A 25,283-nucleotide genomic window follows, 5' to 3' on the forward strand; every position below is an offset into this window, starting at 1 on the left:
AACATAAAATAAGAATTCATACAGCTATCTCATTCATCCTCACTTCTGGAGATGAACTATATGAATATTTCCAAAATGCTAGACAGCGCTGCTCAATATATTATTGAAGCCATGACACGGATTTTTGGTCCTAGCGATGATGCATATCCAGCTATTGGTACGCAGCCTTTTACAGGAGAACCCTATAAACATCGTCGTCACGCTGATTGGTAGACAGCCGATTAGAAGACAACCAATTGAAAGACAGTAGTATTGAAAGACAATAGTAGGGGCGTACTGAGGTGCGTCCCTATTTGTATACTTGACCCGCACGACCGCTCCTCTTCCTGGCGCTCAATCTCCTTGTGGATACTCCTGCCATAGATCGGTTAGCTCTCGCAAGCTTTGATGGTTGCCATTACCTAAAATTAGATGATCGAGTATGGGAATACCTAATAATTGCGCTCCCGCTAATAACTGGCGAGTCAATTCAATATCTTGCGAACTCGGTTCGACATTGCCTGAAGGGTGATTGTGAGCCACAATGACTCGCGTTGCTCCTTGACGAATTACCTCGCGAAAAATTTCGCGGGGAGAAGCAAGAGTTTCTGTTGCCGTACCAATTGTTATCACCTTCGTCCCAATCAGACGATTTTTTACATCTAAAAGTAAGACGGCAAAACGCTCCTGCGGTTGCCACATTAAATCTTGACTCAACACCGCCGCCGCTACTGCGGGACTTTCTATTGGTTGACGGTCTAAAGGACGAGACTGAAACACCCGCTTACCCAACTCAACTGCTGCCAAAATGGTTGTTGCTTTAGCAGGACCAATACCATCAATTTGCATCAGTTCTTGAATGCTGACTTCTCGTAACACTGCTAAAGGTTCGCGTTGATTTTTACTCAATTCTTGTAAGATATATTGCCCTAATCCAACCGCGGAAAGTTTTCCTGCTCCTTGCCCCGTACCGAGCAAAATAGCAATTAACTCGGCTGTGGCTAAAATTTGCGCTCCATGAGTTATTAGCCTCTCACGGGGGCGTTCTGTAGTTGGTAAATCGGCAATTCTGAGACAATAGGTCATAAAGAAAACGATCGCCCGAGCGATCGCAAAGGATAAATTTTCATATTGGTAGCTTTTTGTCAACTACCAATTGCTATACTTTTTATTTATCCCCAATTAGTTAAAAGAATCACGATTGAAATCAGTAGATCTCCTGCGTGAATACTTGAATTGTCATCCACACGCGAAGCGAAACATCTGGGAGATTCTTCACTACACTGCGTTGCGTACCCTTCGGGAAGGCTTCGCCAACAGAATGACATCCATGATTTTTTGATTCATGCAGGAGGTCTAGTTATCAGTTAACCGTCAACCAATTACCAACTACCAACTACCAACTACCAATTACCACTAAACAATCCGAGCGGCTTTGAGCATGTGATAGGAAATTAGAAGTTGAGTTAAGGCGAGTGGATAACTTTGCAGTATTTCTCCGGTTGTTCCCACTAACTTACCCAGATCGGGATTGCTATCCGTACTGCAAAATGGGATTAAGGAAGGAATTTCGCTACACAACATTCGTTCTAAGTGAATTACGTCTTCCTTGGTGGCATGACCGTCAATTTCGAGGACATCGACTGGCTTACCCATATCGCGATCGAGTTCTAGGCGAATTGGTGAGGTATAGTTAGCTCGATTAGACTGAATGATTTCGGTAAAACCTGGATGGGGAATGGTCGGACGCAGAACTAGTCTGACGTTCAAATTCTGTTGACTGTTGCTCTCTTCTGCATCTTCGCGCGGTGGATAAAAACTGACTACAATATCAGACCACTGGCGCTGGGGACGGATAAAAGCTTCAGAATCGGGTTCGCGCTTTTGTAATTCTCCCATGACTTGTTCTGGAGTATAACCGCGCTTCATGGTGTCGCGCTTAACTTTCCAAGTTGCCCGCAGCGATTCGGGTGGCGCAAGGTAAACTTTGACATCATAGCTATCTCTCGCACCCCGGGTAGAATAACCGAGCAAGCCTTCGACGATCACAAATTTATCCGGCTTAATATACTGTGGTGGCTCAAACGTACCTGTGTTGTGACTGTAGACTGGTTTGAGAATTGGCTGTCCCGTTCGCAAGAGAGACAGATGTTGTTGCATAATATCCAGATAGTTGCAGTCGGGATGTAATGCCGTAATTCCTAGCTCTTTACGTTGGACGCGATCGTAGCGATGGTAATCATCGGTACAAATTACCGTGACATTTTCTTCACCTAGTACCTGAGCAATTCCTTTAGTTAAAGTTGTTTTGCCAGCGGCACTATCACCAACAATACCTAGCACGATTGGACGATTGCTCATGGTGACTCCTACGAAGCTAAAAAGGCTAGCCAAGGTAATTCTTGGATTGGCTTTATTCTAGGCAAGAATGCAGAGCAACTCAACAGTCATTAGGGAGTAGGGAGTAGAGAGCAGGGAGCGCACGAGCAGGGAGTAGGAAGCAATCTATATTAATTCCGAATTCCGTCCGAATTTTGAATTCTTTGAGTGGGTTGATTTGGTGGAATTCGTTCCGTAGAGATTAAGGCATCTATGACAGATTTCACTACGGGAACGGCTGTGGTGGAACCGCGAATTAGTTGACCTTTAGGTACTTTGGTCGGTTCGTCTATGACTGCTAAAATAACGTAGCGCGGAGCATCTACGGGTAAAATACTCACAAAACTAGTAATTTTGGCTGTACTATCGTAGCCACCTCTGGCACTGGCTTTTTGAGCCGTACCCGTTTTACCCGCAATTCGATAACCGGGAATCCGAACACTTTTCCCCGATCCTTGTGTAACCACAGTCTCCATCATTTCTAGTACTGTTTTCGCAACTGAAGGAGAAAACACTTGCTGCGGTGTTGGTAAGGTCGGTTGCCATTGAGGATGACCATTGGCATCGAAGCGCCCTCTAACGACATGAGGAGTGACGAGTTTACCACCATTGGCTAAAGCAGCGTGCAACTGGACGAGCTTAATCGGCGTGAGAGCAAAACCTTGACCGAATGAAGCGGTAGCTGGCTCAATTGGGTAAGTTACAAACTGCTTTTTACTTTTGATTTGACTAGGAGCGACAGCAGCTAAATCTGTAGCGAGAGATTGCCCTATCCCTAATTTTTTCAACCAATCATAGTAGGTAGCTGGAGAAATTCGTTGTGCAATCTGTACCATTCCAACATTACTAGAATGTTGTAAGATGCCAGCGACAGAAAGCTCTTTGTAAGGTTCTGGATCGGCATTTTTAATGATCCTTCCGCCTATTTTTATCGTGTCTGGATCGGGAAAGATTTCATTAGGATGAATTGCTTTTAGCTCCAGCGCGATCGCCACATTCAATGGCTTAAATGTCGATCCTGGTTCGTATAAATCTGAGATTGCCCAATTCCGAAATAACTCAAAATCAAATTTGTAAAATTCATTTGGATCGTAAGATGGTTCGTCCACCATTGCCAAAATGCTGCCGTCTCGCGCATCCATGACAATAACGCTACCCCGCTTCGCCTGCACTGCCTTTAACTGCTTACTGAGAGCTGCTTGAGCTGCACGCTGCAAGCGCAGATCTACAGTCAATTCCAAGCGTGTATCGTCAACCTCGGCAAAGTTATCGGGAACGGAATAACTCATAATTTCATTATTTCCGTCCCTGGACAACGATGAAATTGGTTTGACCAAGCTTTCTAGTTGCTGATTGTGACTCGCTTCTACCCCTGCCTTGCCTTCACGATCCGTATTCACATACCCCACTATGTCTGCTGCTAGAGTGTGTTGCGGATAGAAGCGCGAAAATTGTGGAACTAGCTCAAGACCTCTAACTTTCTTACCATCAATCGTCAAGCTATCGATCTGCTGGAACATTTCTTCAGGGACAACTGAAGTCAAGCGAATTGAATTACTAGGTTGATTGAACCGCTTGACAAGCTGAGCAGGAGAACTCTGGAGTAGGGGTGCTAGCCGGTCGGCAATTTTTTCTTTGGATACATTAAATTGACCGGGACGAGCATATAAGTGATAGACCAACCGATCCATCGCCAGTACATTTTGATTGCAATCTACAACTGGGCGACGGATGACAAACCCAGGCATACTTGTCAACTGCTGTTTGCGTGCTTGTGCAAACAATTTTGGTGCGTGTATGACTTGCAGCCGATACAATTTTATTCCCATTGCTACGCAAGTTCCCATCAGAACACTCCATACAAGTAGCAGCCGCAATAAGGGCAAGCGGTTGCTCTTTTGTTGCTGATTTGAAACTGGCTTTTCTACCGTCCGAGGTTGCTTCAGCCGTTGGCGATGCTGAGGGCGGTTTGCTTGGCTGCGATCGCGGTTTTTAGCAGTACGACGCTGACGACGGGCATCAGAAGAGGGAAAGATAGACATTTTCAGTAATGCGTGGTGAGGGAGCAGGGAGCGCACGAGTCGGGAGTCGGTAGGGGCGAGTTTGGAAACCCGCCCGTAGGGAGTCGGGATAAGAGAGCTGAGGGAGCGAATAACATAAACTCTACACCCTACACTCCACACCCCACACCCTGTTCGCTGATAACTGATAACTGTCTAATAACCGAGTGGCAAAGAAGTCAAACGAGGAGGTTGAGTTGCGGGTGAAATTGGCTTTGGCGCTCTGTTAGTCTGGCTGGCTGGCTCTAGGGCGATCGCCTCAGCAGGGCTAGGATACACGAGTCCCGTTTCTGGTTGCTGTGCTTGCGTTGCTAAATCATTTTTTAGCACTTCATTTTTTTGCATCAATTGCCGTTCTTGTTTTTTTAAGTCTTCTAGTTGGCTGCGCGCTTCTTGCCACGAGCTTTGGGAGTACGCCGACCAGCCATAAGCTACCAGTAATGCAGTCACTAATAGAGCAGTCACAGCCGCACAGCGATTTTGTAAGTGGCGTAAACTAGTCAGCCATACAGGAGCCGAGCGCGAACTACTCAAAGATCTGACGCTCTTAGCATTAGCAGGCACTGGTTTTTGCCGCTGGCGACTGGAAACACGAGTTTTAGGAGCCTTAGCCATAATACTTAGCCATCATACTTTGGGCAGATGAACACCCCAATTCTAATGGCAACTTTCTCTAACAGATACTCTCGTCAACTTTGTTAAAGAAATTTATTCACTGAAGAAGTCGCCAGAGAACATTCTGTCTCCTGTCTCCTGTCTCCTGTCATAAAAGTACTGTATTAATTTCTCACACTCAAAGTTACGTCCAGAGAGGGAAGATATTTGACATCAGGAACGACTTAAATAAAACTTTAATTTTGAGGGTATGGCATCCATGCTTGAAGTATAAGCTTTATATATGAAGCTCTGTGCTGCAAGTAAATAAATTCAACCAATCGTCAAAACCCTCAGTCCAAGCTGTATATCAGCCGTCAACTTAAGCCGCTATAGTTCCGGTAGTGTAAAAAAAGTCAACAAATGCGGTATCGTGATCAAGAGCGGCTCGTTCATTTTTACCGCATTTGGTGAAAGAGGAGTTATGAACAAAAAATTCATCGGTTTAGCTTTAGTTTTCAGCTTATTGGGCGGCTTTTTAGGAGCCTGTGGTGATGCTGGTGGTGGTGGCGGTACTGGTACTAGCCCCTCTCCGGCTGAATCCCCTTCTCCTGCTGCTACCCCCTAATTGCAGCGATCGAGTCAAAAGCTCGCTCTCTATTAATTTTCAAGATCTCCTGCACAGCAACAATTCTCAGCCTTATCTCCCTGTGAAAGCTGCTGTTGTGGGGGAATTTTTTGGTAGTTGGTGAGTGGCTTAGATTCTTTATCTAGCCACTAGCCACTAGCCACTAGTCACTTAATTCTTATACTCGTACCGCGATCGCCCAGGGAAGCAAAATCTAAACTCTCTCCTGCTTCTAAGGCAGCGCGAATGGCACTTGTGTTTGGTTCGATTGAAGTGGTTGTGAACCGTTCGGGGAGTTGCTGCGGTGAGAGATCTGGTTTAAGGATTAAGGGGGCTTTACCGCCATTTTTGGATAAAGACAGCCGATAACGAGTAGTTTCAATCGTCTTGAGTTGCTGCGACTCAAAAAACCATTTCAATCGCTCTTTTAAGAGTTGCGATCGCCTTTCGTCCGCTCTAGCTAGCTCCATCAGACGTTGCGCTTCTGCTTTTCTCGCCTCAGCACGCGCTTGCATTTCCGAGATCAAAGCCGCGTATCCATCCAACTTGCGATCGCGTTCTGTTCCTAGCTGTTGTAACCATTCGTTGAGGAGTTCTTGTTGTTGGGTGTCGTCTCCAGCTTCATCTAGGATTTCATTTAATCGCTCTAAATCTTCACCAATACTAAAGAGCGATCGCGATCTAGATTGGGGCAAGTTATTTTCAGATGAATTTTTTTCGGCTGAATGAGATGGAGTCACCTTTCAAGTGTCCTAATTCAATTGGTAATCGGTAATGGGTAATGGTTGATGGCGATCGACGACCAACAACTAACAACTAATTACCTCTCATCATAAGCAAATAATTATCAGCTTTCTTGCAGAATCGGTTGGGCTTCTGGTTTCGGTAAGGAACGGAGGTGATTGAGAAATTGTTGTAGTTCCTGCTGGCTGAGCTGCTGACGGCTGGATTTGCCAAATTTATCTTGTAAGTATAGTCGTCCTTGGGTACTCGACCAACCGACACGCTTTAATTCTGCTGTGGTTTGTTCCAGCAATACCGAGTCTACTTTGCTAGGATTGACGACATATCGATTCATCGGCTGTCTGGAATTGAGCCTTTGTGGTGTCCTTTCTGGATCGTCATCTGATGGGAGACAAAAGCAAGAACGGACGGCGTATTTTGTGGCTCCTGTAATTGCTTTATATACAGCTTTATCGCCAGTAGGACGACTATCTTTCCACGAATAGTCTTCGGCGTAACCTGGCGCGCTGACACTTAAAGACTCACCTGTTTCTGTATCTACAATCGTTAGGCGGACGACTACTGAAGCTCGTCCCGGCTCGATGTGAGATTCAATACAATCGGCGATCGCAATTAATCCTTGTTCGCTACAGGCTTTGTGTACTGGTAGAAGAACATCGCCAGCAGTGGTGTAGCTATATTTCTGAAAGTCGTTCCAACCAGTTTTTTCTAAAGGTTGCAAATTCTTTTGTACGGCTAAAATCTTTTTATATAGCTGACTTTTAGTATGAGTCGCTGTTTCGCTGGTTGCTGTGGCGCTAGTTAATGTTTCGCTCATAACGCTATCCTTGGTGGTGTTACCTCAAGCTGGATTCAGAGGCGATCGACTCCGTTCGAGCTGTAAGTGAAAATATACCTCGCCTACTATTATAGTACACATGTACTTAAACCTGATTTCTATACCTCCTCTATTACCAACCTAGCCTGGTAATCTGGGAATAGAGCAAATTTCAAGCAGGCTATGGAAGTTTTTCAGGCTAAAATCGAGCATCTTGAACCGATAGCTATACTATTTGACCAATATCGCGTTTTTTATCGACAAGCATCGGACTTGGCAACTGCAAAGATTTTTCTGCAAGAACGATTGCAAAAACACGATTCTGTCATCTTTGTTGCAAGCGATGGACAAATCGTCGGATTTACTCAGCTTTACCCCAGTTTTTCCTCAGTATCGATGCAACGAATTTGGATTTTGAACGATCTATTCGTCGTCGCAACGCATCGTAGACAAGGAATTGCCAAATTATTGCTGACAGCAGCAAAGCAGTATGCTCAAGAAACTGGAGCAATCAGAATGACTCTCGCCACACAAATTTCTAATCTCTCAGCACAAGCTTTGTATGAATCACTCGGATATACCAGAGATGAAGAGTTTTATCACTATTCGTTGAGAGTGAGTGAGTAATGCGTGGTGCGTGACAAGAATTTCATTTAATTCTTCTGACTCCTGTACGGGCGGGTTCACCCGCAATCTTCGTCGGAGTCAGAGATCTTTGGTGAACCCGCCCCTACGACTCCTTCTGATAACCGATAACCGATCGTCTTTGCAACCAAACTGCCCGCAGTCCAGCAGCTTTCGCACCATGATAATCTTCTTGTAAGCTGTCGCCTACGTGCCAAGCCAAATTTGCCGAACATTGATGTTTGTCTAAAGCAGCAGCAAAAATTTGTGGATCGGGTTTAGCCGCACCAACTTCGGTAGAAATTGTTACGGAAGTGAAAAACTTGGATAAATCCAAAGCTTGTAAAACCGAATGCAAGCGTGAATCGAAATTAGACAACACCCCTAACTCAATGCCTAATTTCTGCCAAGATTGCAATGCTTGTAGCACGTCGGGATAAAGTACCCACGGTTTTGCTGTGGAAAAATGTACGTACAGTTGGCTGAAATAGCCAGAAAAATCGGTAAAACTATCTAAACATTCAGCTTTTTGAAAAGTATTTCGCGCGATCGCTTCCCACCATTCAAATTCGCATTGAGGAATTTCCTCTGGCTGCTTGCCAGGAAATACAGGTGGTGGTGCAGTTTTGAAACTTTGATAGAAAGCAGTGTTGACACGATCTGCTGCTACGGTAACGCCAAATGGTTGTGCGATCTGAGCGTACACTTCACCAACACTGCCTTTAACTCCAAACATTGTCCCGACAGCATCGAGAAAAATAACTTTAGGTTGCTTGACATCACTCAGTTCGCTATCCATCGTGCTTCTTACGATTTGTGTCATTTTGTAAAATTTATGAAATAATCTATCAATAGAGGGAGTTACAAATTGTAAAAATAACTAGCAGCAAAATATAAATGAATCTGAGTAGCTTAGCGCAGCCATTGCTCAAAGAAAAGCAAGAAGAGTTAGATATTCAAGATTTACAAGGTTTATGGCGAATTAATTGGAAAATCGATCGCATTACACTGTACTCAGGAATTTACACGCGAGTAGACCAAGTGTTTATTATTTGGGCTGTTATTGTTGGCGTTATGTTTGCCACAGCGCAGTTTTTACCGATTAATTGGACAATCCAAGCGATTTGGTGGTCGAGCTTGACTATAGTTGGTGCGATCGCCATGATGAGTCTAACTTGGTTTTGGGCAGGAGTGGAACGTCTGCGTTGGGTCGTCTGTGGTTGGGCAATTTTGGTACTAACGGGTGTGGTTTTCACCGATTTGGGGATATTTCTCGGTTGGGGTGAGATTTTAATCCACTTATGCCCGATGTGGTTGAGTTTGAGTGCAATTGGTTATTTGTTTACGGGCATTGGTTTGCGATCGCGTGCTTTATGCTTGGCTGGATGTCTTCACTTTTTGAGCGTTGGTTTCTTATCTTACGTCGGCGGTTGGCAGTTTCTCACAACTGGTGCGGTCATGAGTTGTAGTTTACTACTGCTAGCTCAATTACAGTGGGATATGCGATCGCCAATTGAATATGCACTACTGACTTCCGCACAGCAGCAGTTTAACCGCCAGCAACACCAGCAAAGAATTCGGCATACCCCTACGGGGAAACAAACTACGGAAGTCGGAATTCGGAAATAAAATCTTAAAAAATTGTTTCAAGCTATACAGAATTTTCTGGCATCGTCCATAATTAAAAGTACAAACTATTAGCGAACAAACCGCTAATGTTGTTCAACCAGAGCAGAAATTTTGCTGTTTAGTCTGCTAATTTTCGCCCGAAGGAGAACGATGTCAGGGTAGAAAATGGTTGCCCCAAACTCGCGAGTGTTTAATTGACCGTACAACTTAATTGTTGGTAGTGCTGGTATTGGTGTAGGGTTTTTATCGTTTCCCCTGCTTTGCAGTCTTTAGAGGGATGTGAAACCATCCATTTAGAACAGCCTGACAAGACTGACAACTATAGCTATTGCCAACAAGCAAATCAAAACATTACCGTTACACGCTTTAACGAGAATGTGTATCATGTGTCTCCGTCTGTAAATTCTGTATCCTTGATAATACTTTTCAATTTCCCTCAAGTTCACAACACTTGAGGTTTTTATTTTGGAGGTTTTTTATTTGGGATGTTTATTTATACCAATTCGATTTATCCTTGCACTAAATCGGTCGCTCATAGCCCCCCTTGTTAAGCGGGGTTGGGGGGATCTTCCGTGGCGCAGTCAGAGCAAAATGATATTAGGTAAAAATACTTTTATTTAGGTAAAAATACTTTTATTTCTGAATTTCTAATTCTTGTCTTCTGTATTTCGCCTGCAAGCGATCTCACTCGTTCTGCTAATCGGTAGATCTCGATACTAACCATTAGCAGTTCCAATGTACGCTTTCAAACCATCAACGGGAATCAATTTTAAGCATAGCTATTCTCAATGATTTTCCCTTTATAAGAAAAATTTATCTAACTTATCGCATAGTTTATTAGATAAATAAGTTCTTTGTAATCCATATAAGTGTAAGCTTTGATTAATTGAAAAATTAAAACATCATAAATCTGCTTGGTTTACATATTCTCAGCTACACCCGTGGCTTTTCCAGGCAGATTCAATGTATTCAGAGTTTGAGTCGTTTTACGCAGTGAGTATTTATACCGATGGCTGACACCTTCCTCCAAACCATCTGGTTAGTTCCCATTTATGCCCTGATAGGGGCAATTTCGACTATTCCTTGGTCACCGGGAATTATTCGACGCACGGGACCCCGCCCAGCAGCATATATTAACTTGGTAACGACTGCTATTGCTTTCACCCATGCTTTAATTGCCCTGAGCGCATCTTGGAACAAACCAGCTCAATACTTATATTTTTCCTGGTTGCACGTAGCCAATTTTGACTTTACGATCGCCGTAGAAGTTTCTTCACTTACGGTAGGTGCGATCGCTTTAGTTACAGGCTTAAACGTGCTGGCGATCGTCTTTGCGATCGGCTATTTAGAAATGGACTGGGGGTGGGCGCGTTTCCACGTCATGATGGCGCTGTTTGAAGCCGGGATGTGCGCCTTAGTACTATGTAACTCCCTGTTCTTCAGCTACTTTATTCTAGAAATTCTCACCCTGTGTACTTATTTGTTACTAGGCTTCTGGTTCAGTCAGCCATTGGTAGTCACCGGAGCAAGAGACGCTTTTTTGACCAAACGGGTAGGCGATTTGTTTCTATTGATGGGGGTACTTGCCCTATATCCCCTCGCTGGAACTTGGGATTTCTCAGAACTTGCACGATGGGCGCAAACAGCTAACGTCAACCCCACAGCGATCGCGTTAGTGTGCTTGGCTCTGATTGCCGGTCCAATGGGTAAATGCGCCGTATTTCCACTGCACTTATGGCTGGACGAGGCAATGGAAGGTCCCGTACCAGCAACGATTTTGCGTAATTCCGTAGTTGTAGCAACAGGTGCTTGGGTACTCGTGAAACTTCAGCCAGTCCTGGCACTTTCGCCTTTCGCCCTATCTTTTGCCACATTCATCGGTGCGGTGACAGCCGTAGGTGCTTCTTTGATTGTCATCGCTCAAGTTGATGTCAAGCGCGCTTTGTCATATTCTGTCAGTGCCTACATGGGTTTGGTATTTGTGGCTGTAGGTACGGGACAAACTCAAGCCGCACTACTGTTAGTGTTCACCCATGCCGTAGCAATTTCACTGCTCGTCATGAGTACGGGTGGTGTGGTCTGGAATAGTATTACTCAGGATCTCCGCCTTTATGGAGGTTTGTGGTCGCGCCGACCGATTTCAGCTATTGCCTTTATTGTTGGTGCAGCCGGATTAGTAGCTTTTCCACCCTTGGGCGGATTTTGGGCATTGCTGCAAATCGCAGATGGATTGTGGACAACTCAGCCTTTGCTAGTCGGAGTAATTTTAGTCACGAATGCGCTGACAGCTTTCAGCGTCACTAGGGTATTTTGTCTCATGTTTGGCAATAAACCCAAGCCAATGACCGTGCGATCGCCTGAAGTTCATTGGCCTATGATGTTGCCAATGACAATCTTAATGGGTTTTGTCATGCACGCTCCGTTAGTATTGCAAAGCTTATCGTTACTGCCAGAATGGGCATACATCAACAAAGATGTAGCTTTGTTATTAATTTGGTCTACGATTTTTGGGTGCAGTATCTCAGCTGTCGTTTACCTCTCACCCTTGGTTCCAAAACCAGTCACGCTACCTTGGAAACCACTGCAAGACTTTTTCGCCTACGACCTCTATACAGCTAACTTGTATCGGGTAACGATTGTATTTGGAGTAGCCGTAGTTTCTCGCCTCATTGCTCTGATCGATCGCTACTTAGTTGATGGGATTGTAAATTTAGTTGGCTTAGTCTCGATTTTTGGAGGCGAAACCCTAAAATATAGCACTTCTGGACAATCGCAATTCTACGCCTTAACCATCTTGCTAGGCGTTTGTTTGCTAGGCACGATCGTCGGCTGGCCCCTCCTATCCCACATGGAACTCAGTTTTTCATTCTGAAAAGTGACTAGTGACTAGTGGCTAGTGGCTTGATTCTTTATCTATTCACTAGCTACTAGCCACTCACCAACTACCAACTACCAACTACCAATTTCAAAATCGTTATGCTGAGTGCTTTGATCTGGATACCTGTCGTCGGTGCTGCTTGCATTGGATTTATACCAATGAAAGGAGATCGGGCGCGATCGCTAGCTTTGGCGATCGCGACTGGTATCATTATTTGGACGCTGGTACTGCTGAGTCAATTTGACATCTCCTTAGCTGGGATGCAATTTTCCGAACTGTTGCCTTGGATTGATACCTTGGGGTTGAGCTACAGCTTAGGGGCAGATGGTTTGTCTATCCCTCTAGTCGCCTTAGCGGGGGTATTGACTTGGATTGCAATTTATAGTAGCAGCGAAAATATTACCCGTCCTCGGCTGTACTACGCTTTGTTACTGCTGATCTATGCTGGGGTGGTGGGTGGATTCCTGGCGCAAAACTTGCTGCTGTTCGTCCTATTTTACGAAGTCGAGCTAATTCCTTTCTATCTGCTGATTGCAATCTGGGGTGGAACGGCAAAGCGCGGCTACGCTGCGATGAAGTTTTTGATCTACACGGCAGTTTCAGGAATTTTGATTCTGGCTGGCTTTTTGGGTATTACTTGGCTGACAGGATCTTCTAGTTTCGATTACAACGCGATCGCCACTCAAGGATTACCCCTACAAGCGCAACTGATCCTCCTCACCATCCTCTTAGTTGGATTTGGCATCAAGATTCCTTTGGTTCCCCTACATACTTGGCTACCCGATGCTTACACGGAGGCTTCTCCACCCGTAGCAATTATGTTGGGGGGAATCCTGGCAAAGTTAGGAACTTATGGAATTATCCGATTTGGTTTAGGATTATTTCCCGAAACTTGGGCGATCGTTGCGCCTGGTTTAGCGATTATCGGGGCAATTAGCGCGGTTTACGGTGCGGTAACGGCGATCGCTCAAAAAGACATCAAGCGCATGGTTGCCTATAGTTCGATCGGACACATGGGTTATGTCATGCTGGCTGCGGCTGCTGCTACTGAGTTGAGTACGGTCGGCGCAGTAGCGCAAATGGTTGCCCACGGTCTAATTTTGGCAATTCTATTTAACTTGATTGGTGTCATTGAAACTAAAGTCGGGACTCGCGAACTTGATGTCTTGAATGGATTGATGAGTCCAATTCGCGGATTACCATACATTAGCGCCCTTCTAGTGATGGGAGGTATGGCAAGTGCGGGAATTCCGGGCATGACTGGTTTTATTGCCGAATTTTTAGTCCTGCAAGGCAGCTACGCTAGATTTCCCTTACCTACCCTCGTTTGCGTCATCTGTACGGGATTAACAGCGGTATATTTTGTGATTTTGCTCAACCGTACTTGCTTCGGCAAGCTAGACAACAAGACAGCTTACTATCCCGTCGTCACCTGGTCGGAAAAAATTCCTGCCCTCGTTCTCACAGTCTTGATCCTATTTTTGGGCATTCAACCTACTTGGTTAGTACGTTGGAGTGAAACCACTACCACTGCTATGGTTGCTTCCGTCCGCGTCAACACTACACAGCAAATTGCGATTAAAAATTAGCTAGGCGCATGGCTGTGCGCCCCTACGATTCCCTACGACTTCTGTACGGGCGGGTTCACCGGACATCTCTGTTATGAGTGAAGTATCTTGGTGAACCCGCCCCTGCAAATCCCCACTACTCACTACTCACTCCCATCATGGTACTTGCTCAAGAAAAAGCTACAGCGAAACTGCCCCCATCCAAGCATGAATTTGCCGATATCATCCATCGCTTAGAAGCAGGTGGGGCGATGCTACCAGATACACCAGAAAACCTGATGCAAATTATCGGTATTTACAAGGCTTATGCCGTACCGATGGATTTCTACTGGCGCGACTTGCTTTATATTGGCGAACGAGTCTTTCTCGATCCGCTACCTTTCTTTAAATACTTCATTCCTCAAGAGTATTTAGACCTGCACAATCATTATGCAGGCGACGATGCTGATTTGCGAATTTGGCGGGGACCAGCCACAGCGCATCCCGAACTACTTGCCTTTATGGAAAAAGGTGAAACCCGCAAGATGCCTAGATTGCTGCATCACTGGTTCCACGATCGCATCAACATGGAATTTGCCGAAGAATGTATGCGGGCGATGTTGTGGCACGGTAGAGATATGGGCTACGGCAAGTTTGATGCCTATCTCGACTCGGATGAATATAAGGCAAATGCCGATCGCGCCATTAAAGCTTATTTCAAGTACAATCCAGCCATGCTGGGGCTGTATAAGTTATTTCCAGAAATGTTCTTAGAACAGTGCCGTCAGGCTTCTTATTACGCCAACCTGGGCTTATTCTGGGAGGTGATGGCTCCAGTCTTCTTCGAGATGTCTGATATTTACGATGAAGGCGGATTTAAGGGAGTCCCCGACGCGATGAATTTCTTGGTGAATGGAATTTTTGCGATCGCGGGTCGTCCAATTTACCACCACGTTTATATTCGCGGCGAACGCTACGAAATTATTCCTAAATCAAAAGGGTTTACCTGGCTTTACGAAGCGGCGTTACCTTATGTTGAAGCTGTTTTCTACCGCACCTCTCCTTTCCGTGGAACGAAATCATATAATGCCCAAGCCGGACAAATTCCTACTGAACAAAAAGATTTTCACTATGGTGTTTTATATGCAGATAAATTCCCTGTAGGTACGGCTGGTATTCCACCTACGTTGTTAGCACAAGATATGTATCATTTCTTGCCTCAATATCTTCGAGATTATTACCAGCAGCACTGTCGAGGCGAAGATGATATTTTAGTGCAATTGGGTATTACGTTCCAGCGATCGATGTACTGCGTAACTTCGGCAGTTATTCAAGCGTTGAGGACTGCATTGTTATATCCGTTAGACGATCCAAATCCAAAACATTTGCAAGCAAATCGAGAGTTTTTTGAAAAGCAAATTAATCGCTTCTGTCGTCCAGAATTTGATATGAGAAATGCGGCACGTTTGCGGCAAATTCAGACTGCGGATTATCGCTAGAAGATCCCCCCAACCCCCCTTCAAAAGGGGGGCTTTTTATGTAAACATTATTGCCTTAAAAAGGGGAGCTTTTTGTGAGGATATCTGCGATCGCTTGCGAAATTGGTAAACCAGCGTGTTTTTCCAGCCAATAGAACTCTCCTACAGGGTTAATTTCTAAAAATATATAACGCCCGTCTGGAGTCAAAATGAGATCGAATGCTCCATAGTTTAACTGAAAATATGTCATCATCTGTCGCAATCTTACAGCAAGTTCTTGAGGAAGAGTGTAAGGTTGCCAAGCATCAATCAAAGTCAATCCTTGTCGCCGCCAGTCATGACGCGCTTCAGGAGAAATTTGAGAATCAATAGCAGCTGTAAATACGTGCTGTCCGACAATTGTTGTCCTTAGTTCTAATGCTTTAGGAATGTTTTCTTGAAAGCACATCGGACAAAAGCGCAATCCCTCTAAATTTTCTAAATCCTCTGGCTTAACTGAATTGGTAAAAACAACTTGCTCTTGTCCTCGATCGTAGATTGCAAAGGTAGTGAGCATTTTCGTCACCATACCCGAACTGCACTCTCGTGCAAATTCCAGCACTGCTTGGGGATTGTTTGTAATTAGAGTACGCGGAGTTTCTAAACCAAGCGATCGCGCAATTTGTAATTGTAACTGCTTGTGTTCTGCACGGCGAATATGGGACACGGAGTCAAGGTGAAAAACATTGAGACTGGCAATTGCCCCCAAAATTGTAGCTTGCGACTCTTGAACTGAGGCTTGGCGTAGTTGAGTATCCATCGTTGTGGGAATCCTTGCACCCATGCGAATGCGTCGATACCAAACTGCGGAGACATCTTGTAAATTGAGTTGGTTTGCACCATCAATTAGTACGAACCTTTCCGTTCCCAGTCCGAAATAAATCTCTAACTGTGTCTGCGTCGGAAAGCGATCGGTATCAAAGCGAAATGCCTTTCCACCTTGAGCTGCGATCGCATCCATAACTAAGGAAATACCCTCATGATCTCGACTATGAGTCACGATCAAAACTGTCATATTGTTATACTCCAATTTGCGATCGCTAACTCGTAATTCGTAGCTGTTACTCTCTACAGCATGACTTGATAATTATTTTCTATCATTAAGCTAAGTGCTTGTACTTAGAGTTAATAAATTACGAATTACGGCTTACAAATTATTTCTTGTAATAATCAGAGATTGATGGAAACTTTGGAAACTCAGGCATAGATGGCATTTTGGGTACATCGATCGATGGGAATTCATAACCTTTATTACCACCGTCAACGTCAACGTCAGATGGATATGCTAGCGTTGTTGCATATTCGTTACCACCACTCACAGATGCCATTTCTGCTTCTGAAAGTTCTGCTCCAAATTGTCCTTCTAGAAAGTGGGCGAAAAAAGGAATTGGTGAATTTAAATTTCGTGAATTCATGTCAGACATAGGTTTTATTTACCTCCGATTGTTTAATTCAAGTTACAGTAATAGCTCAGCAAACTCTTATCAAAAGAATTTAGAATTATAGTCGTAGAACTATGAATGACAAACCCCACAGACAAATCTACGGGGCTGAAAACAGAAAAATCTAATTTTTTCACGCCTTATATGGGTTTGAAAGCATTCAACTTATTCTGAATTTCAAATTCTAAATTTTTAAGTTGTATTGCTAAGCTTTAGTTAGCAACCTATACTCACCACTTCATCCAGCAGTATAGAGGTTACGCACACCTTTACAAAAATTTATTTAGGGTATACAAAAACGCATGGGTATGGTCGGATATCAGATATTGTCAAGGGCGGGTTTTGACCAAAGATTTCTTGCCGTCAGCCGTAAATCTTTTGCTAAACCCGCCCGTACAAGAGTCAGGAGCCGATTGGTAATTGCCCCCAGCCCCCTCAGCTCCCTCAGCTTCCCCAGCTCTCTTCTCTAGGGTACTTCAATCGGAATCAAAGCATTCTCAGGTAAATACTGCTGGAATCTACCCTCGTCCGCCAATACTAAAACTAAGCGTAAAGGGTAATCAGGTGGCATTTGCAGATCTGCCCAAGGAACTGCGACTTCTAAACAACGCTCCAACGCTACTTGAGCGCGACTGGCGCGGGGATGCCATTGATAGTGTTCTCCCGCCTCTTGAAAGTGAACCGATTGTGTCAGTAAGTTAACTTCCAAGCGATGGTGAAACATATAGTTCATTGGCGATTGCTCTGGCAAGTCTACCAAAGGTGCGGGGCTGTTATGCATGGTGCGATCGGGATAGAACCAGAGTAAATTGAGTTCTGGTGGCAAGTCCTGACCTGGCTTTGCTCCTGTTTTGAAATCTAATCTGAGATAGAAATTTAGGTGATCTACCCCATACCAAATGCGCTGTACCGTGCTGCTTTGATGCATCGTTCCCCGCGCTCCCCCAACTTCTAAGCGTCCGGCTTTGTCCCAGTCTTGCTCGTCGCCCATGCCATCAATATTAGGATGAATGAAGCTTTGGGGGCGATGGTCGGCTGGAGCAGCATGAATTTCCACCGGACGCAACAGCACTGGAGGAACGGGTTGATTTAAGGCTTGATAAATACCACACAAATGCTCTCGAAATAACTGGTCGAAGATAGCATCGTGATTGGAGGAATGACCTTCACCAAACCACCAAAACCAATCGGAACCCTCAGCAGCGTACAAAGCTTCCCAAACTTCGGGGTTATTCTCTTCTGTCGCCTCTGGATGCTGTGCCAATACCTCTCTCGCTGCTGCTAGCAAGTCCCAAGCTCGATTTTTTGCCGGGTCGCCAATCCAAGTGGTAAAGCTGCCATCTACCCAGGAACCGCTGTGTAATTTCTCACCTGGAATTGTTGCAGTTGGGGGAAAAGCGTCGATAAATTCCGAGACGGTGACGAGTTTGATATGAGGATGGTTGCTGAGAGTTTGATATAAGTTTTCTAAGAAGGGTTTGCCATCTTGAGGATAGTATTCCCAGCAGTTTTCTCCATCTAATGCAATCGTGACGAGCCAAGGTTGTTCTAAGCTAGTCCGATCTCCTTCTTGGTGATGTTTGAGCTGATGGGCGATCGACTCCAAATGTCCCACCAAATCTGCTGCGGCGCGTTTAGGTGGCATCGACCCATAGGTAAAACCAATTAAATCAGACAGTCGATGATCGCGAAAGACAATAGATAAATCTCCCGCTGCTGTCTGCAAGCGATAGGGACGGTATAACAATTCTGGTTCGATGACATTTCCCGCCCCGTCACGGTGGAAAAAGTGCTTGAGCGTCCACCCTAAAACGGCTTCATCAGAGACGATCCAATTAAATCCTTGCTTGATAATATAGGGGAGAATTTCAGGGCTGACAGACTGTTCGGAGGGCCACAAACCCCTGGGTACTTGTCCAAAGCGGTCTTCGTATAACTCCCATGCTTTTTGCAAGTGACGCGGAATATCTTCTGCCCACTGAAAGCGGTAGTTAGGCAGATCCATATTCGGTACGGCAACCCGACCGGAGTTAGTATCGGCAAGTAAAGGCAGAATTGGATGAGTATAAGGCGAGGTAGTAACTTCTAATTGCCCCGTTTTTTGCATGTGGCGATGTTGGGGGACAATCCGACTGATAATTTCCCTTTGTTTAGAATAAATCCGCTGGCGATCGCTTAAAGTAAAACCCCGACCTTGCTGCAACCATTGAGCAATTTCGGGGTCGTCCCAAAAAATTGGATCGATCCAAACTAAATTATGCCAAGCCAGTAGATCGCCGTAATCTTCCTTCTGCCAATTGTCTAAACACCAAGCTGCACCGCGTTCCTGCCGTTGATGGTACAACTCTGCATAACGGGGGTGGGGATCGATCAGGGTATGATGGTTGGCATCAAAAAAGTTAGCAATAATAAATTGTTGCTGCTCCCTTTGCAGTTGCTCTGTAGGTGTCAAGCTAACTGTCAGATATGGATCGAAAGCAGTCCCAGCAATGTAATCTTCTAGTTGCAGAATCAGAGAAGGAACGAGGTTAACCGTTTGATGTAACTTAGGATAACGCTCTAGAATTAACACCAAATCCAGATAGTCTTTTGTCCCGTGCAACCTGACCCACGGCAAGCGATACTGATTGGATGTAGAAGCAGAACTGCGATCGCGACTTTTATACAGTGGTTGGTGCTGATGCCAGACGAATGCAACGTATAAAGGATGGGGCATAGGTATCGATCGGTAGTTGGTAGTTGGTAGTTGGTAATTGGTAATTGGTAATCGGTGGTAGACGCTACACGGAGTGAAGACAGTCAACCGTCAACCGCGAACTGTCAACCATTAACCCATTACCCATTACCCATTACCCATTACCTCATCGCTAGATTACTTGTTCGACTTCAGCGATTTCGGGGATCATTTCCCGCAAACGGCGCTCGATTCCCATTCTCAGAGTCATGGTAGAACTAGGGCAAGAACCACAAGCTCCTTGTAACCGCAACCGCACGATTGGACCGTCGAGTTCGACGAGTTCTACGTTGCCACCATCTGACATCAGATAGGGGCGCATTTCATCCAAAACTGTTTCTACATTATCTGTTGTAAGTTCCATAGAATTAGACCTTTGTTTAACAAACTTGCTAAAACGATCCTAGCTCTAGTCAGTTGTCAGTTATCAGTTGTCACAGAAGAAAGGTAACAGGGAACAGTAACTAATTACCAACTACCAACTACCAACTACCAACTAAACAGCAACAGCCTCTAGTAGTTTGATATTAGAGAAGTTAAACTCAGTTTTAATTCGTTCTTGTTGCTGATAGTCTTCTACGGTTTGCTTGGTCATGACGTAATAGTCACCAAATTTTTCGTAAAAGTCTTGAAACTTTAATACCTTGATGACTTCGTTAGTTTGGGGATTGCGGAACACCGCATCGTAGCGACTAGCTACGTACCCTCCGCCTGTATCTAAGCTATCGTGAGTATCGATGACAAAAGCCATGCGACCCATAACGCGGCTGACTTGGCAAATCTCCGTACCGCGCACTTTATAGTTAGAACCCATAGCATCGCCTTTGACCAGGATTTCTACTGCGCCACTGTCATCGAGTTTACCGAGGCTAAACTCATTTTTGCCGTGAGACTGCTCGAATTGCGATCGCTTGCGGTGAGTAACAATATCTCGTAGCTGCGTATAAACGCTTTCTTGTACTTTTTCGTCTTCTATGCCTGTAACTTCTACGCTCAAATCGCGATTTATCCGAATTCTACCCGTGTAGACTTCATTACCTTGCGTCAATTGCACGTCTGCGCTGTAACCAGGAAAGTTTTCATCCCAGGTATAGCGGTTTTCATAAGCCGTCTTGAATAAGTCTCGCGCACTTGTTTGCTCTGTCATGGCATTGTTGTGACTTCACCTTTTACAGTGTAGTCCGAATGAGGAGTGAGGAGCGAGGGAAAGAGAGTAGTGCGTGGTGTGTGGTGTGGTGCGGTGTGGTGCGTGATAAAAGGGTGTAGGGTGTGGAGATTGTAAATTTCTTTCTCTCTAACTCCTCACTCCTCGCTCCTCACCCCTCACTCCCCATCTCCCAGTCCTAATACCATCAACGGCTCTTGATACAAAGGGACTGTAAAGGTAACTGTGGAACCGAGTCCCTCACCCATACTGTAAAAATTGACCGTTCCCCCCATAGCTTCAACTAGCTTTTGGGATATTGTTAATCCCAAACCAGTACCACCATACTGCCGCGTGCGAGAGCCGTCTACTTGGCTAAAGGATTGAAATAGTTTATCTTGCTTATCTAAAGAAACACCAATGCCCGTATCGGCAACACGAACTTTCACCATTCCCGGTAGGACTTGATTTTGAAAAATGGTTTTTTTCCGGGTGATATCCGCACTAATGGTGACTCCGCCTTCATGGGTAAATTTGATCGCGTTCCCGACCAAATTTAGCATCACTTGCAATAGCCTTTGGTAATTACCTAAGACAATAATTTCATCTGCCGTAGGTGGTAATTGGATCTGCAAACTTAAATTTTTCTGCTCGGCTTGGGTTCTGGTAAAGTCTTCGAGATCGCTAAATAGCTCGTTGAGTCTAACTTGACCTAACTCCAAATCCATTTTGCCTGCTTCAATTTTGGCAATATCTAGAATGTCGTTAATGATATTGAGCAGGTGCAAGCCAGAGCGATAGGCTTCTTGGATAAATTCTTCCTGTTCTTCAGGATCGTCTGCCATCCCCTCCAGCACTAACTTTAAAAATCCCAGCATTCCATTGAGCGGCGTGCGGAGTTCGTGGGAAGTGTTAGCGAGAAATTCGCTTTTAAGGCGAGAGGCTTCTTCTGCTTGTTGGCGAGCTTCTTCTAGCTGCTTGTAGAGAGTAGCATGGGCGATCGCCGTACCAATTTGATCGGCTAAATCTCGGACTAACTCGATTTCTTCCGTCGTCCACTGGCGTAAGCGAGGGATCGGATGCAACATCGAATTACTGTGAGTCTGTGGTTGAAGGCTGCGTTCGCAATGCTGCAAGCAAATTAAGCCGTTAGGCTTATCGCGATCGACCGTTGCTAATAGTAAGATTGATTGTTGAAACTGGGGATTTTCTGTCTTTTCGATCGCCACAGGTGCAAGAGTCTCTAAAGCCTGACAGTAACCTGGTTCGTGCATGATATCAATTGATTGACCCAGCATCGATCGCACTGCCATTTGGCGATACTCAGCTACCACTTGTAAATGGAGATCTTCCGGTCTATACGAGCAGATAATACAATGACTGACACCCAAGGCTTGACCCAAACTTTCTACAGTTTGCTGCCAAATTGTATTTAGATCTAACGTGCGGCGGATGTTACGCGCAATTTGACTGAGAAGCTTTTTAGACGAAACTGAACCGAGCGATCCCATTGCCGTAGTCGCCAATTCCGAATAGACATCGGCTACCACTTCGTTGTCTATTTCTTCTAAGTGTCGCCCTATGACTAAAACAGAAGTAGCCGATCCCGTTGCGGGTAAAATTGGGCTAATTGCCAACTCAAATCCAAACAATTTTTGTCCGTAGCGAAATACACAGTGACAGCGTTCGGGAACAAGACTTTCCAAAATCCTTTGCACCCGTCTTAAGTAGGGAGTTGGATCTAAAGGTCCAAATGTCTGTTCTAAAGATTGTCCTACAATCCGCTCTTGCTGCAAACCTACACTATCGGCTTGTTGCCATGAGAAATAAAGATAGCAACCCGAGCTATCCTGTACGTAGGCTAATTCAGCTCCTAGAGATGATAGAGAGCCGCTGGAATTCATACCAAATGACTCGAATGAAGATGTGAAAGCTGGCTGATGGGAATCTGTATTAGCACTCATTACTAAAGATAGTTCGACACAGCGCAAGTCGAATGACTCGACAAACATTTGCTTCGAGTTTGGCACAAAACCTGATAGATTGGGAATTTTGCTTGGTGTCGCCAGCAATCTACCAAGCACTCTAGTCAAGAGAGCGTTACCAAGTTAGATGAAAACTGTTAATCGTTCCACTCACCGCGCGGTGGTACGGGTGTACGAGGGATCGTACGGGTTAGTTCATCATCTCGCTGCGTTTCACCGCGCAACCATTGACGGATCGCGACTTCAATCACTTTACTCGGATCGTTAGTTAAATGCTGAATTTGATCGACGAGTTCCGAATCTAAATGAATAGAGAGTTTTACCTTGTCGAGGTTTGCGTCTGATGTATCGATGTTGTCATTCATAAGCGCTAAACGGTAATTGATTTAGCAAACGTAACTTTTGCCATGCTTGGCTTGCAGCTCTTCCTGCGCAGCTATCTAAACTAGAACAGGACTTTTGCGGCGCTACTCAATGGCGATCGCGTCCGAATAGGTCTATTGTAAGCGCGATCGGCGACCAGTTAGCAGTGACTAGTGGCTGGTGACTAGTGACTAGATGAAGAATCCTACTACTAGCTGCAACGACACACAAGGTTAGTTCAAGATGATGCTTGTCAAATGCTTTTGGGCAGAGGGTCGAGTTTGGCTAACGTCATGTGTCAATCCAACTAGCCGCCAGCCACTAGCCACTTCCTACTCCCTCAATAAAAGATTAAAATGCGTTAAGTACGATCGCTATTTGCTTGCTGCTAAATCGTAAAAAATATGACAGATGTTTCCGCCGAACGCATTCGTAATTTTTCTATTATCGCTCACATCGATCATGGGAAATCAACACTAGCCGATCGCTTGTTGCTGACAACTGGTACGGTTGCGGAACGGGTGATGAAGCAGCAGTTTCTTGACAATATGGAGTTAGAACGAGAGCGCGGCATTACGATTAAGTTACAAGCGGCTCGGATGAACTATCAAGCAAAGGACGGAGAAGCTTACGTCCTGAATTTAATTGATACCCCAGGACACGTTGACTTTTCTTATGAAGTGTCTCGCTCTTTAGCAGCGTGTGAGGGAGCATTATTAGTTGTCGATGCTTCCCAAGGAGTAGAGGCGCAAACTCTAGCAAATGTCTACTTAGCCTTGGAGCATGACTTAGAAATCATTCCCGTATTGAATAAAATTGACTTGCCAGGGGCAGAACCAGAACGGGTGATTGAGGAGATCGAACAAATTATTGGCTTAGATTGCAGCAATGCAATTTTAGCATCGGCAAAAGAGGGAATCGGCATTGACGAGATTTTAGAGGCGATCGTCCAGCGCGTACCACCTCCACGTAATACGATTAACGATCCCTTACGGGCGTTAATTTTTGATAGCTACTACGATAGTTACCGAGGCGTAATCGTCTATTTTCGCGTCATGGATGGTACGGTGAAAAAAGGCGATCGCGTCCGTTTGATGGCATCGAAAAAAGAATACGAAATTGACGAATTAGGTGTCCTCTCTCCAAATCAAAAGCAAGTCGAAGAACTGCACGCCGGAGAAGTCGGTTATCTCGCCGCCGCCATTAAAGCTGTAGCCGATGCGCGGGTGGGCGATACAATTACCCTAGCAGCAAAACCAGCAACTCAGGCTTTACCAGGTTACACCGAAGCAAAGCCGATGGTATTTTGCGGGATGTTTCCCACTGACTCAGACGAGTTTGAAAATCTGCGCGATGCTCTGGAAAAGCTGAGGCTTAACGATGCAGCCTTGCAATACGAACCGGAAACCTCAAGCGCGATGGGGTTTGGTTTCCGCTGCGGTTTCTTGGGATTGTTACACATGGAAATCGTCCAAGAACGTTTAGAACGCGAATACGATTTAGATTTGGTAATTACAGCTCCATCGGTAGTTTACAAAGTAGTTACCAACAACGGCGAAGAAATTTATGTTGATAACCCCAGCAAGTTACCAGCACCCAACGAACGGGAAAGCATTGCTGAACCCTACGCTCAAGTAGAAATGATTACGCCAGAATCTTTTGTTGGCACGTTGATGGAGTTGTGTCAAAATCGGCGGGGAATCTTCAAAGATATGAAATATCTTACCCAGGGGCGCACGACATTAACTTATGAATTGCCTTTGGCAGAGGTAGTCACAGACTTTTTCGATCAAATGAAGTCGCGATCGCGCGGATATGCCAGCATGGAATATCATCTGATTGGCTACCGCGAAAATCCCTTAGTCCGCCTAGATCTGATGATCAACGGCGATCCGGTAGACTCTTTAGCAATGATCGTCCATCGTGACAAAGCCTATGGTGTCGGACGCGCGATGGCAGAAAAACTCAAAGAATTAATCCCGCGCCATCAATTTAAAGTCCCCATCCAAGCCGCCATTGGCAGCAAAGTTATCGCCAGCGAACACATTCCCGCACTGCGTAAAGACGTACTCGCCAAATGCTACGGTGGTGACATCAGCCGCAAGAAAAAACTCTTGCAAAAGCAAGCTAAAGGTAAAAAGCGAATGAAAGCCGTCGGTACGGTAGACGTACCCCAAGAAGCATTTATGGCTGTACTAAAATTGGATGGTTCGCAGTAG

Annotated in this window: 23 protein-coding genes; 9 read left to right on the forward strand and 14 right to left on the reverse strand. The window is 45.1% G+C overall.

What is annotated here, in order from left to right; translation table 11 throughout:
* The first annotated feature begins 60 nt into the window (after positions 1 to 60).
* Positions 61 to 213, forward strand: a complete 153-nt coding sequence (locus CHRO_RS31445; protein WP_015152156.1) for a hypothetical protein — start codon at positions 61 to 63, stop codon at positions 211 to 213.
* Between the two features lie 120 nt (positions 214 to 333).
* Here the strand turns inward: CHRO_RS31445 and radC are convergent, their stop codons facing one another.
* The 4 genes from radC to CHRO_RS00245 all read right to left on the reverse strand — a co-directional run bounded on the left by radC (position 334) and on the right by CHRO_RS00245 (position 5,033).
* Positions 334 to 1,065 (reverse strand): RadC family protein, encoded by a 732-nt coding sequence (radC, locus tag CHRO_RS00230; protein ID WP_015152157.1) that lies wholly within the window; start codon positions 1,063 to 1,065, stop codon positions 334 to 336.
* A gap of 330 nt (positions 1,066 to 1,395) precedes the next feature.
* Positions 1,396 to 2,340 carry a phosphoribulokinase gene (locus CHRO_RS00235; protein WP_015152158.1) on the reverse strand — a complete coding sequence of 315 codons (945 nt, stop codon included), beginning with the start codon at positions 2,338 to 2,340 and terminating at the stop codon, positions 1,396 to 1,398.
* A gap of 149 nt (positions 2,341 to 2,489) precedes the next feature.
* Positions 2,490 to 4,541, reverse strand: coding sequence for a peptidoglycan D,D-transpeptidase FtsI family protein (locus CHRO_RS00240; RefSeq protein WP_015152159.1), 2,052 nt, complete (start codon positions 4,539 to 4,541; stop codon positions 2,490 to 2,492).
* 33 nt (positions 4,542 to 4,574) lie between these two features.
* On the reverse strand, positions 4,575 to 5,033 hold the full coding sequence (locus CHRO_RS00245; RefSeq protein ID WP_015152160.1) for a hypothetical protein: 459 nt from the start codon (positions 5,031 to 5,033) through the stop codon (positions 4,575 to 4,577).
* A 463-nt stretch (positions 5,034 to 5,496) separates the two neighbouring features.
* Here CHRO_RS00245 and CHRO_RS00250 point away from each other — a divergent pair, with 463 nt between their 5' ends.
* Positions 5,497 to 5,640, forward strand: coding sequence for a hypothetical protein (locus CHRO_RS00250; RefSeq protein WP_015152161.1), 144 nt, complete (start codon positions 5,497 to 5,499; stop codon positions 5,638 to 5,640).
* Positions 5,641 to 5,807: 167 nt separating this feature from the next.
* Here the strand turns inward: CHRO_RS00250 and CHRO_RS00255 are convergent, their stop codons facing one another.
* Positions 5,808 to 6,380, reverse strand: a complete 573-nt coding sequence (locus tag CHRO_RS00255) for a siphovirus Gp157 family protein (protein WP_015152162.1) — start codon at positions 6,378 to 6,380, stop codon at positions 5,808 to 5,810.
* Positions 6,381 to 6,487: 107 nt separating this feature from the next.
* Positions 6,488 to 7,201: an ERF family protein gene (locus CHRO_RS00260; RefSeq protein WP_015152163.1), complete on the reverse strand. Its 714-nt coding sequence runs from the start codon at positions 7,199 to 7,201 to the stop codon at positions 6,488 to 6,490.
* 183 nt (positions 7,202 to 7,384) lie between these two features.
* On the opposite strand from CHRO_RS00260, the gene CHRO_RS00265 reads away from it, so the two are divergent.
* Positions 7,385 to 7,828 (forward strand): GNAT family N-acetyltransferase, encoded by a 444-nt coding sequence (locus CHRO_RS00265; protein WP_015152164.1) that lies wholly within the window; start codon positions 7,385 to 7,387, stop codon positions 7,826 to 7,828.
* 103 nt (positions 7,829 to 7,931) lie between these two features.
* On the opposite strand, the gene CHRO_RS00270 is transcribed toward CHRO_RS00265, so the two are convergent.
* Complete coding sequence (locus CHRO_RS00270; protein ID WP_219336048.1) at positions 7,932 to 8,648, reverse strand: HAD-IA family hydrolase; 717 nt, start codon at positions 8,646 to 8,648, stop codon at positions 7,932 to 7,934.
* Between the two features lie 74 nt (positions 8,649 to 8,722).
* Between CHRO_RS00270 and CHRO_RS00275 the strand changes: the two genes are divergently transcribed.
* From CHRO_RS00275 to CHRO_RS00290, 4 genes are all read left to right on the forward strand, one after another.
* On the forward strand, positions 8,723 to 9,454 hold the full coding sequence (locus CHRO_RS00275; protein ID WP_015152166.1) for a hypothetical protein: 732 nt from the start codon (positions 8,723 to 8,725) through the stop codon (positions 9,452 to 9,454).
* Positions 9,455 to 10,463: 1,009 nt separating this feature from the next.
* Positions 10,464 to 12,326 (forward strand): NAD(P)H-quinone oxidoreductase subunit F, encoded by a 1,863-nt coding sequence (locus CHRO_RS00280; protein WP_015152167.1) that lies wholly within the window; start codon positions 10,464 to 10,466, stop codon positions 12,324 to 12,326.
* 104 nt (positions 12,327 to 12,430) lie between these two features.
* Positions 12,431 to 13,921 (forward strand): NADH-quinone oxidoreductase subunit M, encoded by a 1,491-nt coding sequence (locus CHRO_RS00285; RefSeq protein ID WP_015152168.1) that lies wholly within the window; start codon positions 12,431 to 12,433, stop codon positions 13,919 to 13,921.
* Positions 13,922 to 14,058: 137 nt separating this feature from the next.
* Positions 14,059 to 15,378 carry a CO2 hydration protein gene (locus CHRO_RS00290; protein WP_015152169.1) on the forward strand — a complete coding sequence of 440 codons (1,320 nt, stop codon included), beginning with the start codon at positions 14,059 to 14,061 and terminating at the stop codon, positions 15,376 to 15,378.
* Between the two features lie 55 nt (positions 15,379 to 15,433).
* On the opposite strand, the gene CHRO_RS00295 is transcribed toward CHRO_RS00290, so the two are convergent.
* The 7 genes from CHRO_RS00295 to CHRO_RS00325 form a co-directional block, all read right to left on the reverse strand.
* On the reverse strand, positions 15,434 to 16,411 hold the full coding sequence (locus CHRO_RS00295) for an MvdD family ATP-grasp ribosomal peptide maturase (RefSeq protein ID WP_015152170.1): 978 nt from the start codon (positions 16,409 to 16,411) through the stop codon (positions 15,434 to 15,436).
* 139 nt (positions 16,412 to 16,550) lie between these two features.
* Entirely contained in the window at positions 16,551 to 16,811 is a 261-nt protein-coding gene (locus CHRO_RS00300) for a microviridin/marinostatin family tricyclic proteinase inhibitor (protein ID WP_041462301.1), read from the reverse strand.
* A gap of 493 nt (positions 16,812 to 17,304) precedes the next feature.
* Complete coding sequence (locus CHRO_RS00305) at positions 17,305 to 19,554, reverse strand: glycoside hydrolase family 57 protein (RefSeq protein ID WP_015152172.1); 2,250 nt, start codon at positions 19,552 to 19,554, stop codon at positions 17,305 to 17,307.
* A gap of 151 nt (positions 19,555 to 19,705) precedes the next feature.
* On the reverse strand, positions 19,706 to 19,936 hold the full coding sequence (locus CHRO_RS00310) for a NifU family protein (RefSeq protein ID WP_015152173.1): 231 nt from the start codon (positions 19,934 to 19,936) through the stop codon (positions 19,706 to 19,708).
* Positions 19,937 to 20,068: 132 nt separating this feature from the next.
* Entirely contained in the window at positions 20,069 to 20,719 is a 651-nt protein-coding gene (locus CHRO_RS00315; RefSeq protein WP_015152174.1) for a DUF3386 domain-containing protein, read from the reverse strand.
* Positions 20,720 to 20,895: 176 nt separating this feature from the next.
* Positions 20,896 to 22,728 carry a GAF domain-containing hybrid sensor histidine kinase/response regulator gene (locus CHRO_RS00320; RefSeq protein WP_015152175.1) on the reverse strand — a complete coding sequence of 611 codons (1,833 nt, stop codon included), beginning with the start codon at positions 22,726 to 22,728 and terminating at the stop codon, positions 20,896 to 20,898.
* Positions 22,729 to 22,838: 110 nt separating this feature from the next.
* Positions 22,839 to 23,066 carry a ribbon-helix-helix domain-containing protein gene (locus CHRO_RS00325; RefSeq protein ID WP_015152176.1) on the reverse strand — a complete coding sequence of 76 codons (228 nt, stop codon included), beginning with the start codon at positions 23,064 to 23,066 and terminating at the stop codon, positions 22,839 to 22,841.
* Positions 23,067 to 23,307: 241 nt separating this feature from the next.
* Between CHRO_RS00325 and CHRO_RS31450 the strand changes: the two genes are divergently transcribed.
* Together CHRO_RS31450 and lepA are read left to right on the forward strand one after the other, a co-directional pair.
* Positions 23,308 to 23,463: a hypothetical protein gene (locus CHRO_RS31450; protein WP_158631853.1), complete on the forward strand. Its 156-nt coding sequence runs from the start codon at positions 23,308 to 23,310 to the stop codon at positions 23,461 to 23,463.
* A 5-nt stretch (positions 23,464 to 23,468) separates the two neighbouring features.
* Complete coding sequence (gene lepA / locus CHRO_RS00330) at positions 23,469 to 25,283, forward strand: translation elongation factor 4 (RefSeq protein WP_015152177.1); 1,815 nt, start codon at positions 23,469 to 23,471, stop codon at positions 25,281 to 25,283.

The organism is Chroococcidiopsis thermalis PCC 7203, assembly GCF_000317125.1.
Lineage (GTDB): Bacteria > Cyanobacteriota > Cyanobacteriia > Cyanobacteriales > Chroococcidiopsidaceae > Chroococcidiopsis > Chroococcidiopsis thermalis.